Consider the following 11,412-nt stretch of genomic DNA (forward strand, 5'->3'; position numbering starts at 1 on the left):
ATATTGGCACAGCGAATGCGGCCTGTGTCTGCACGTTGACGCCTGCAAGGGCGCCCGGTCCCAGGTCGGCGCGGAGCACTGTGGTGGTGCCGGGCGGTAGAAACGTCATGCCCCGAACGAAGCCACGCAGAACGTCGAGAAAGCGAACGTCTTGCCCCGGCAGCCGCCCGTCATGTCCGAAGTGGAGTTTCCAGTGAAAATCCTCGACAGGGAGCGTCTCGGGATTGTGGTAGGGAAGGTGCCGTAACTTCGGCGATACCGAAAAGGTGACCTCGATGAAGTCGTCGAGGTCGGTGTCGCCCGATACGTCGCACAGGCCACAGACGTAGTGGGTCCTCAGTGTGCGCAGGGCGCCGAAACTATCGAGCACCATCCCGGACTGGGGACAGAGCACATCCCAGCTCATGTCGAACACGCCACAGCGGGCGGCATGAAGGAAGAGGTCGATTGCTTCAGGCTCGGCGATTGCGCGGTCGCGAGCAAAGGCTAGCGGATTAACGCGATAGAGTGAGTGGTCGTCGGCGCTCCTGATCAGCGCCTCGAATTTCGAGATGACGCGTGGGCTCCAGGCTCGCGCCTGCTCCACCTTGGTCATCTTGCTTTCGAGAAGACGATCGTTGACTTCCGTCACACCGGATCCTCAACCTAGCCTCGCGACAGCCTACTAAAAAAGCCAGCAGGATGCGAATGGTTTGGATTCCTTTGTTGTACGACAGTCTGTCTAGGAGGATGTGCACCAGAGCAGGTGTCACGGTTTCCTACTCCGTTGTGCTGGCTTTTTTTCTGCGCCGATTGGTGTGCGACTGCGCGACTGCCATTTTTAGCTCGGGTTTGGCCTCCACAGGTGCATTCTCTGCCCCATGTGAGTTCTGTAGCCCCTCGACGTGGACGGTCGGAAATGGGAGTTCGATGCCCTGCTCCTTGAAGACCTGGCGGAGGCGTACATAGAATTTGCGTTTCATACTGAAGGCGCCTCCCGGTCTTGTTGTGACCTTGACCCTCAATACGATGCCGTACTCGCCGAACTCCTGCACGCCCTGCATCTTGATCGGTGAGAGCACCCAGTGTTTGAATTCGGGATCTTCCGCCAGTTCGAGACCTATTCGCTTGATCAGCTTGCGAGCGAAGTCGATGTCAGTGTTATAGCCAACGGTGATGTTGAATTTGTCGGTGACCCAGTCACGACTCTGGTTCTGGACTGCACCGAGTTCACCGAAAGGTATTGTGAACAGCGGGCCACGATGATGGCGCAGCTTCACCGAGCGCAGCGAAAAGCTTTCCACCGTTCCCACATAGCGGCCCGATGTAATGTATTCGCCAACACGAAACGCATCATCGAGAAGAAAAAACACGCCTGAAATGACGTCCTTGACTATGGTTTGTGCGCCAAATCCCACAGCGACACCAACGACGCCAGCGCCGGCGATCAGCGGGCCGATCTCGATACCCATTGAGGCGAGCATCATCAGCACCGCCATCACGACGATCACGGCGAGCAGAATGTTCTGGATGATCGGCAAAAGTGTGCGCAGCCGCGCCTGTTGCGGATCGAGGGTCGGGACCTCCTCGTCGTCGATCACCGCGTGCGGCGTTTCGATGCCCAGCTTTCGCTCGATCAAGGCTTTGATGATCGACCAGCCGAAGTCGGCTGCAAGCGCAATGACCATGACATTAATCAAGCCGCGCAATATGAGGTTGGTCGTCGTATCGCTGTCCCGCATGGACTGCATGTTCAGACCCCAGACACGCGCGAGAAAGTAAGCCGCCGCCAGGATCAAGATCATCCGGACTCCGCGATCGATGACAGCGATCGTCACCGCCGGAATCGTGGGCCGGCCGGCGTCGTCCGAACCCGGCCGCAGCACGAAATTGACGCCGCGCTGCGTCAGCACGATTGCCAAGGGCAGGAAGAATGCGGCGAAGGTAAACCAGAACAATATATTAAGACCGGCGATGCGCTGCAGGAACAGAACGACGAAATAAGCTGTCAACAACCATGTCGTTGCCGTATGACTGCTTTGGTGCGCACCATCTCGCTGTGTTCTTGGCCGGCGCCAAACGGCAACCAGCAAAAGCAATAGCAGCACGAAATCGGCGCCCGTTGACAGGACCAGCATTCCATCCTGATCGATGCCGAGACCCGGCAAGAGGATAAACGCGGCGGCGAAGAAGGCGAAGACGCCGACGATCCGGGGCAGCCAATAGAACCAATGGTCAGCCGTTTCGTTGGTGACCGGCAAGGCACGAACCTCGACCGCGTTCTCGACGTTCATGAAGGAAGGGACGAGCATGGCTGCCAGGTACATGCGCACAGCCGCTGTACCGACTGCAGCCAGCAGAAATGTCAGCACGATCTCGCGGATAAGCATTGGCCAGTCGAACAACATGAACGCGCCGGCGCTGCCCAGCGCGAACGAGACGATCAGCAGGCTGGAATAAAGCGTGCGACCGCCAATCTTCTTGGCTCGCCCAATGGGCGTATCCTTCGGCTGCGCGATGATCCAAAGACGAAACGGACGGGTCAGCCTGTACGTTGCCCAGGCGAGCGCCACGCCGGCAGCGATGAACATCGCAATCAGCAGAAATACGCCGGGAGGCCCCTTTCTGGACATATCCTGCATGGTCTCTGCCCGAGCGCGCTCAAACTGGTCTGGCAGCAAAGGCAAAGTTCGCACGATTCTTTCGATATGATGCTTGATCCGATCGAGCGTCGATGATGCCATCGTATTCATCTGGCTCGGGGCGACGGCAGCGTTGGACGATGCGCCGGCCGGTGAAGCTCCTGCCGCGGCAGGCGCTGCCGTTGACCCGGCGTCCTGATTTCGTTGTTCGGCCATCCAGGCCTTCACCGACGGATCGTCGAGTAGCTCGAATAGCTGTTTGACCTTTTCAGGCGGGACGGGCGCCGGCGCCTGCGCCTGTGCCGAACCAGCAAACAAGAGGGCGATCCCGAAGACCAGCGGCCCGGCAACCCGGACAAGCATGGCAGTCAGATCTCCGAGAGTTCGTGTCGGACGCCCAACTCCCAATCGTCGAACCAAGAGTGGCATCGTGCTGTAACCTTCCCCTCAAATCGGCAAGCAACGACATCTATGTCCGTCGTTGCGCCTACCTTGAAGAAACCGATGTTGTGGTGCAAGACATCCTTCCGGGCTAGACCGTTGCGCCGGGTACCTAACAGTGTTTATTTTCCCGGCGGGGCAGGGCATTCCGGCCTCGGCCTGGCGTCCCTGACGAACTAAGTGCTTTGAAAGCAGCATCTGCGGCGACCACGCTGGAGGTCGTGGTTGCGCCTCCAAGCTGGCGGCACCGAATGACAGCACAATGTCGTCGCGCTGTGCATTTGGCAAAAGCGTGTGGATTCGATCCCCTCCATCGGTATGCGCTCGAAACACTAGGCAGTGTGTCTGGGTGTATGGCCGCCGCTTGGGACCCTTCAGATGAAGGACATTTGATGGTGTCAGCGAGGACAGGTGCGAGCGCTTTGTGCGAATGTGGCTACATGGAGGGCTTCGGATTCTTGGCGTCCGTGTACACCTCGAGGTACGAGTTTGGGGTGACGAGCGCCATCTGGCCTTTCGCATCGCGCCGGTCGGCGAAGTGTGCATAGGGGTCGACGAGCTCGCGGATGGCGAGGCGATCTGCGCCTTCTTGGGTAATACAAATTGAAAATTGCGCCTTCATGTTTCAAAACAGGTCGGTTGACCCAGGATGGTTTCGAAGCCAGCGGGTCGCTGACGGTCCTCAAGGCGAGAATTCGAAAAGACGTTCAACCATGACCCAACACGCAGAAAACGCCCGAATTCTCATGTACAGCCACGACACGTTCGGGCTCGGCCACCTGCAGCGCTGCCGCACTATCGCGCATTCGCTTGTCGAGAATTTCCACGGACTTCAGGTGCTTATCATTTCGGGTGCAACGATCGCTGGCGCATTCGACTACCGCGCCCGTGTCGACTTCGTGAAGATCCCCAGCGTCATCAAGTTGCGCAATGGCGAATACACCTCGCTGGAAAAGGATATCGATCTGCATGAGACGCTAAGGATGCGCCAGTCGATTATCCGCCACACGGCCGAGACATTCCGGCCGGATATCTTCATCGTCGACAAGGAACCGCTCGGCCTGCGTGGAGAGATTGAGGACACGCTGTCCTACCTCAAGACGCGGGGCACCACGCTCGTTCTCGGCCTGCGCGAGGTGATGGATGCGCCGCATCTGCTCGAAGCGGAGTGGGCACGCAACGATGTGATGCGCAAGATAGGCCTATTCTACGACAAGGTCTGGGCCTATGGTCCGCCGGATTTCTACGATCCGTTGACGGGCTTGGATGTGCCGCCGGCAGTCAGGGCAAAGATGAGGTTCGTCGGTTTCCTGCAACGGAGCCTGCCGCGGAATGAGTTGCCCGGCCACAGGCCCGAGGGCGACTATATCCTCGTTACCACCGGTGGCGGCGGTGACGGCGCCGAACTGATCCACGACGTCATCGATGCCTATCAGCAGGATCCACGATTGCAGCACAGGGCGCTGATCGTGCTTGGGCCTTACATGCCAGCGCGCAAGCGCAACAAGCTGCTCAGGAAGGGGGCCAAGATCCCCTACATCAAGATCATCGAGTTCGACAACCGCATGGAAGACCTGATTGCCGGCGCCAAGGCGGTCGTGGCAATGGGCGGCTACAACACCTATTGCGAGATATTGTCTTTCGACAAGCCGGCGCTGATCGTGCCGCGCGTCGAGCCTCGGGAGGAACAACTGATCCGCGCTCGGCGCGCAGCCGAACTCGGCCTCATCGAGATGCTTTTGCCGGAAGAAGCCAAGGATTCCCAGCGGTTTGCCGATGCACTGGTGATGCTGCCAGACCGGCCCCGCCCATCACAGAGCAATCCGCATCTGACGCTGGAAGGGCTGCCTCATATCTCCGAAATCGTTGCGGAACTGCTCGACCGGCGGGCCGGCCATCACCTTTCGGTCATCGAAGGACTGAACTGAGTTGCAACGTCGCAAGATCGTCGTGGTTCTGAAGGGCTATCCGCGGCTGTCGGAAACCTTCATCGCGCAGGAACTGCTTGGTCTCGAGCGTGCGGGATTCGACCTAGTGATCGTCGCGCTCAGGCGGCCGACCGATGCAAAACGCCACCCCGTGCATGATGAGATCAAAGCGCCCGTCCATTATTTGCCAGAATATCTGCATGACGAGCCGCTGCGCGTCGTTCGCGCGCTGATTGCTTGTCTGCCGCGGCCGGGCTTCTGGCGCGCACTTAGATCGCTGGCTAGCGATATCCCCCGCGACTTTACGCGCAATCGCGTGCGCCGCTTCGGGCAGGCACTCGTGCTGGCGGCCGAATGGCCGCAAGACGCGGGATGGTTGCATGCACATTTCGTGCACACGCCGGCGTCGGTGACGCGCTATGCCAGCCTGCTTCGTGGCCTGCCCTGGAGTTGCTCGGCCCATGCCAAGGACATCTGGACTTCGGCGGACTGGGATCTGGCCGGCAAGCTTTCCTCGGCGCGTTGGACGGTAACCTGCACGAAAACCGGCTTCGACCGCCTGAAGGAGCTCGCCAACGGCAACTCGTCCGTGCATCTGAGCTATCATGGGCTCGACCTTGATCGCTTCGGCAGCTTTGGCGAGGCGCGAAAACAGCATGACGGCTCAGCGCCGGGCGAACCGGTTGTCGTTCTGAGTGTCGGGCGCGCAGTCGAAAAGAAAGGTTACGATACCTTGCTGGAGGCCCTTGCCCTTCTGCCCGCGGATTTGGCGTGGCGTTTCGAGCATATCGGCGGCGGCGAGGAACTGGAACGGCTCAAGGCGCTGGCGCGAAAGCTCGGCCTGGAGGGTCGCGTCTCCTGGAAAGGCGCGCTTGCGCAGAAGGAGGTGCTGGAACACTACCGAAGCGCCGACATTTTCGCCCTGGCCTGCAGGATTACTGCAAATGGTGACCGGGACGGTCTGCCGAATGTTCTGGTGGAGGCGGCCAGCCAGCGGCTTGCCTGCGTGTCGACCGATATTTCCGGCGTGCCGGAGCTTATATCGCCGGACGAAACCGGTCTGCTGGTGCCGACGGAACACCCTATTGCCTTGGCACAGGCGCTGGAGCGTCTGATTCGTGATCCCTTGCTGCGCGCCCGCCTCGGCGAGGCCGCTGAGGGGCGCGTGCGAAGCAATTTCGATCATATGGCAAGCATCGGACAGCTCAAGCAACTGTTCCAGCAGGAGTGGCAGGCTGCCGAATGAAGCGGCTGCGCGCCTTCTTCTATGTCCAGCACCTGCTCGGCATCGGCCATCTCGCGCGCGCCAGCCGCATCGCGGCGGCTTTGGCCGATGACGGGTTTGACGTAACCGTCGTGACCGGCGGAGCGCCGATCGCGGGGTTTCCGGGACCGGGGGTAAAATCTGTGCCCCTGCCAACTGTCACCTCCGGTGATGAAGGATTTTCAGGGTTGGTCGACCTGCAGGGCAAACCCATCGACGATGATTTCAAGAAGTGGCGCTCAGAGATGCTGCTGCAGGCATTCCGGGATTGCAGGCCTGATATCGTCATTATCGAGGCGTTTCCATTTGGACGCCGGCAGATGCGTTTCGAACTCTTGCCGCTGATCGAGGCCATCGAAGCGACGTCGCCCAGACCGCTGCTGGCGACGTCCGTCCGCGATATCCTTCAGGAGCGCGTCAAGCCGGGCCGAAACGAGGAAACGGTCGATCTCATCAACAGGCATTTCGACCTTGTCATGATCCACGGCGACCCGGCTTTCGCAACCATCGACAGGACATTTCCACTGGCTGGGGCGATCACAGCCGAGGTCACCTACACGGGGCTCGTTGCCGCGCCGCCACCGCCCGCGGCCTCCGAGCGCTTCGACGTTCTGGTGTCGGTTGGCGGCGGCGCTGCCGGAAAACACCTGGTCAGCTCCGCCATCGCCGCCGCTAGGAATGCCAACAACGCTTGGAAATGGTGTTTGATCACCGGCCCAAACCTACCGAAAGACGAATTTGACGCGATCGCGCGCGATGCCACGCCGGGTCTGTCCATCTTCCGGTTCCGCGAGGATTTCGCCAGCCTGCTAACCGGCGCCCGCCTGTCAGTTTCGCAGGCGGGTTACAACACGGTCTGCGATGTCCTGCGCGCGGGTTGTCGCTCCCTGCTCGTTCCATTTGCAGCTGGCGCGGAAACCGAACAAACGGTTCGCGCCCTGATGCTCGAAGAACTCGGTCTTGCAACGGTGCTGATGGAAAAGGACCTGTCGCCTGAAGGTCTGGCGCAAGCGATCGAACAGGCGCTTGTGGGACCGACGCCACCCGGGCATCGTCTCGATCTGGAAGGGGCGCGTCACTCGGCGCAAATCCTGCGCGAGCGGTATCGAACCTGGTCCGTAAGATCCTAACGCGGGTCGCGCCTGGATCAGATTCGCGCAACGCGCTTCAAACAGTTCCAATCAGCATGAAGCGCGTATAGTTCTTTGTCGGCAACTCGCCGGAAAACCTGATCTCCCGCAGCGCCGCCATGGCTTCGAAGGCTGCCAGTGAAGCCACGCAGTTGATGTGCGTCGGCTCGCTGAAATAGTCGTTCGATTGCAGAAGCACAGTCGTGCCCCGCGGAAGCAGAGCAAGCCAGGCGCTGAGATCGGCTATGTGTTCGCAGCTTGTATTGACAACCAGGTCAGGTTGCCCGGCCGCATAGTCGAGTGCGTACATATCGTCCGTCAGCGCCCGGAACCGATCGCCGGCTTCCCGGTTGAGGGTCCGGGCGACCGGCGCGACTTCGGGATCGATGTCGATGCTATCGACCGCCGCGATGTCGAAGCGGGCATCGTTGAAAAGCATTGCCGGCAATACGCCGTACCATCCGCCCAGCACCCATATGCGCCCGAACCGGCCGCTGCAACTTTCGAACAGCCTGTCGAGCGCCCACATCTTGCAGGCGACCTGCTTGTGGTTGAAGGCATTGGCGATGTCGGCCTGCGGATGCTTGGCTATGACGCGCGCCAGCCCTGCAACGAGAGGGTGCTTGACATAGGCGGCAATTCCCCGCGTGAGGTCCAGGGCCTGTTCGTGCCCGTCCGTGCCGGCATTGCGTGGTTGCGTGATATCCATCATATTCGCCTTGTATGTTGGGATTTCGGGCGACACAACGCAATCTTGCCTCCGCCTCGCAGGCTTTGAACGTGTCGCCAGCGCTGATTGCCGATGCGCCGTTCACCAGCAGATGCTTTTACTTTGCTTTAGACCGAAGGTTCACAGTCGCATATGGAACCCAGCCTAGCCCGCTATATCTGGAGGCACACCAAGAAGCAGCAGATATGGATATTGCTGATCGTTCTGCTGTCGATGATCCCGTATTTCATGTCCTTCGACCTGCCGAAGCTGATCGTCAACGGCCCGATCCAGGGCAAAGGTTTCGAGCAACCGGGAGCCACCCAGCCATTCATGAGACTGCACTATGACCTGCCGTTCATTGGCGAGGTCCAGTTGTTCTCCGGCTTTCAGCTCGACCGCACGGCAACGCTGCTTGCCCTCAGCGTCGTGTTCCTGTTGCTGGTCGTCATCAACGGCTTGTTCAAACTCTACATCAACACCTACAAGGGCCGCCTCGGCGAACGCATGCTGCGGCGTATCCGCTTCGATCTGGTCGATCGAGTGCTGCGGTTTCCGCCGTTTTACTTCAAACGGGTGAAATCCGCCGAAGTGGCGACCATGGTGAAGGACGAGGTGGAGCCGCTGGGCGGCTTCATCGGCGACGCCTTCCTGCAGCCGGTGCTGCTCGGCGGCCAGGCGCTGACGGCCATGCTGTTCATCATGGTCCAGAATTTCTGGCTCGGAATGATAGCGGTCGTGATCGTGGTGATCCAGATCGTGCTGATCCCGCGAATGCGGCGGCGGCTGATCGTGCTCGGTCGCGAACGGCAGCTGACGGCGCGCGCGCTTTCGGGCCGGGTTGGCGAAATCGTCGACGGCATCGGCGCGGTTCACGTCCACGACACGTCAAACTACGAGCGCGCCGACATAGCTGCCCGGCTCGGGCTCATCTTCAAGATCCGCTTCGATCTTTACCAGTGGAAATTCATGGTAAAGTTCCTCAACAATTTTCTCGCGCAGCTGACGCCCTTCCTGTTCTACATGATCGGCGGGTATCTGGTCATCGAGGGGCGGCTGGACGTCGGCCAGCTCGTGGCCGTGATCGGCGCCTACAAGGACCTGCCCGGACCGATGAAGGAACTGATCGACTGGGATCAGGCGCGGCAGGATGTCCAGGTCAAATATCAGCAGGTGGTCGAACAGTTCACCGTCGACGGTGTCATTGCGCCGACAATCGGGGCATTGACGATCGAAGCCCCCGGTCCGATGACCGACCCGCTGTCGGCGATCGGTCTGTCGATAGCGGACGATGGCGGTGCATTGCTCCTCGACCGTATCTCCGTCCAGGTCAAGCCGGGTGAAACGGTGGCGCTGGTCAGTACCGCAACAGGTGGAGCGGAGGCGCTTGCAGAAGCCTTCGCGCGCCTGAACCGGCCGAAAGGCGGCAAGGTCGCTTCGGGCGCCCACGACCTGCTTGAACTCCCCGAAGCAGTGACCGGCCGGCGCATGTCCTATGCCTCGTCGGATGTTTTCCTGTTCCAGGCAAGCCTCCGCGACAACCTGCTCTACGGGTTGAAGCATGCGCCGCTGACATCGGTGACTTATGACGGTGCTGCGGCAGACCAGCGCCGCTGGAACATCCACGAGGCGCGCCGGTCGGGCAATCCGGATCATGATATCCAAAGCGACTGGATCGACTACGCTTCCGCCGGCGCTACCGGCCCGCACGACCTCTTTGAAGCCGTGCGCCGGGTGCTCGACGCGGTTGTTCTGTCGCGCGACATTCTGGATCTTGGCTTGCGCTCTTCGGCCGACCTGACGCGTCACACGGAGCTTGCCAGGCGAATCGTCGAACTGCGTGCGGCGCTGCGAACGCGGCTGGAACACGAAGGGCTGAGCGGACTGGTGGTTCCGTTCGAACCCGGCGCCTACAACAAGGAAGCAACGATCGGCCAAAACCTGCTCTTCGGCGCTGCCGCCGGCCCCGAACTGGCCGACAGGGCTCTGGCGGCCAATCCCTATTTTGCTTCTGTGCTCAGGCAAGCCGGCCTCGACCGCACGCTCTACGAAATGGGCATGGAGATCGCGGACCAGGCGATCGAGCTGTTTGCCGACCTGCCGCCCGATCACCAGTTCTTCCAGCAGCTCGCCTTCATGAGCGCCGAGGAGATACCCGCTTACGAAACCTTGCTGCAACGGCTCAAGAACCGTGCCTACGAGGCGGTTTCAGAGAACGATCGCGCCATGATCGTCACCTTGAGCTTTGCCTATATCGAGCCCCGGCACCGCTTCGGCCTGCTGAGCGACGAACTGATGAGCAAGATCGTCGCTGCTCGCAACGGGTTCTATGAAAACCTGCCGCCCGAGCTGCAAAACGCGGTCGAACGGTATGATCCTGCCAAATACATTGCCGCGGCTACTGTCATGGACAATGTCCTGTTCGGGCGCGTGGGCAACAACCATCCCGACGCACCGGACCGCATACGCTCCATCGTCTATGCCATTCTTGACGAGCTGGGGCTTTATGCCGAAGTTCTGGATGTCGGTCTGGACTTCAACGTCGGCTCCGGCGGCAGGCGGCTGACCGGTGGACAGCGACAGAAGCTCGATGTTGCCCGCGCCCTGCTCAAGCGTCCCGATTTTCTCATTCTCAACCGGCCGCTGTCGGCGCTCGACCAGCGCATGCAGGATAAGGTGCTGCAAAACGTGCTCGAGGAGGCCAGACGCGACGGCCATTCGCCGGCAATTGTGTGGGTCGTGACGAATCCGGCAATGGGGATGATGTTCGATCGCGTTGTCGTCTTCGACTCGGGCCAATTGGTGGAAGACGGAACACACGAGACACTTTTGGCAGAGAGCGGTATCTTTAAGGAATTGCTATCATAGAGCATTGGACATTCAGATGGGATCATTCTGGCGGTGGGAGCTTGTGGCAAGATCAAGGGATTCGGGTTTCCGGCTGATCGGCCCGCCACCTTTCGCGTGGTTCGTCTCGCCGTCCGGAAACAGAATTGATCCCATCGGGGTGTCGGTTGTTCTAGTCTCGCAGACGTGAATGGGAAGGTTCGCGACAATGCTGCTCAAGGATGAGGTTGGAATGCTGCAACGCGTTCCCTTGTTCTCTGGCATAGAGCCGACAAAGCTCAAGCTGCTTGCGTTCACATCCGATCGCGTGAGCTACAGCGCCGGGCAGATCCTTTTCCGGCAGGGCGATGAGGGCGACGCCGCCTATGTCATCCTTTCAGGCAGGGCGGATATTCTGGTCGATTCCGACAACGGACCGATAAAAGTTGCCGAACTGCTGCCAAATTCGATCGTTGGCGAGATCGCCATATTG

General features: G+C 60.1%; 9 protein-coding genes. 5 read left to right on the top strand and 4 right to left on the bottom strand.

Features of this window, described 5'->3' with window-relative positions; all coding sequences use genetic code 11:
- The 3 genes from EN781_RS12980 to EN781_RS12990 all read right to left on the bottom strand — a co-directional run.
- The coding region (locus EN781_RS12980) for a DUF5939 domain-containing protein (RefSeq protein WP_245492592.1) at positions 1-631 on the bottom strand (631 nt) is incomplete at its 3' end.
- A gap of 127 nt (positions 632-758) precedes the next feature.
- Complete coding sequence (locus tag EN781_RS12985) at positions 759-2,984, bottom strand: mechanosensitive ion channel family protein (protein WP_126058874.1); 2,226 nt, start codon at positions 2,982-2,984, stop codon at positions 759-761.
- Between the two features lie 514 nt (positions 2,985-3,498).
- Complete coding sequence (locus EN781_RS12990) at positions 3,499-3,684, bottom strand: hypothetical protein (protein WP_126058875.1); 186 nt, start codon at positions 3,682-3,684, stop codon at positions 3,499-3,501.
- 91 nt (positions 3,685-3,775) lie between these two features.
- Here EN781_RS12990 and EN781_RS12995 point away from each other — a divergent pair, with 91 nt between their 5' ends.
- From EN781_RS12995 to EN781_RS13005, 3 genes are read left to right on the top strand one after another with little or no spacing between them, the layout of a single operon-like run.
- The gene (locus tag EN781_RS12995; protein WP_126058876.1) at positions 3,776-4,990 is read left to right on the top strand and encodes a glycosyltransferase family protein; all 1,215 of its coding nucleotides are present in this window, start codon (positions 3,776-3,778) and stop codon (positions 4,988-4,990) included.
- 1 nt (position 4,991) lies between these two features.
- Complete coding sequence (locus EN781_RS13000) at positions 4,992-6,236, top strand: glycosyltransferase family 4 protein (RefSeq protein ID WP_126058877.1); 1,245 nt, start codon at positions 4,992-4,994, stop codon at positions 6,234-6,236.
- A complete protein-coding gene (locus tag EN781_RS13005) occupies positions 6,233-7,384 on the top strand; it encodes a glycosyltransferase family protein (protein ID WP_126058878.1) in 1,152 nt (383 codons plus the stop codon). The genes EN781_RS13000 and EN781_RS13005 overlap by 4 nt, the downstream gene beginning before the upstream one ends.
- A 37-nt stretch (positions 7,385-7,421) precedes the next feature.
- Here EN781_RS13005 and EN781_RS13010 read toward each other — a convergent pair whose 3' ends face one another.
- Positions 7,422-8,093: a class I SAM-dependent methyltransferase gene (locus tag EN781_RS13010; protein WP_126059396.1), complete on the bottom strand. Its 672-nt coding sequence runs from the start codon at positions 8,091-8,093 to the stop codon at positions 7,422-7,424.
- Positions 8,094-8,246: 153 nt separating this feature from the next.
- Between EN781_RS13010 and EN781_RS13015 the strand changes: the two genes are divergently transcribed.
- The gene (locus tag EN781_RS13015) at positions 8,247-10,961 is read left to right on the top strand and encodes an ABC transporter ATP-binding protein (protein WP_126058879.1); all 2,715 of its coding nucleotides are present in this window, start codon (positions 8,247-8,249) and stop codon (positions 10,959-10,961) included.
- Positions 10,962-11,148: 187 nt separating this feature from the next.
- The coding region (locus EN781_RS13020; protein WP_145965493.1) for a cyclic nucleotide-binding domain-containing protein at positions 11,149-11,412 on the top strand (264 nt) is incomplete at its 3' end.

Source organism: Mesorhizobium sp. M4A.F.Ca.ET.090.04.2.1 (assembly GCF_003999085.1).
Classification (GTDB): Bacteria; Pseudomonadota; Alphaproteobacteria; order Rhizobiales; family Rhizobiaceae; genus Mesorhizobium.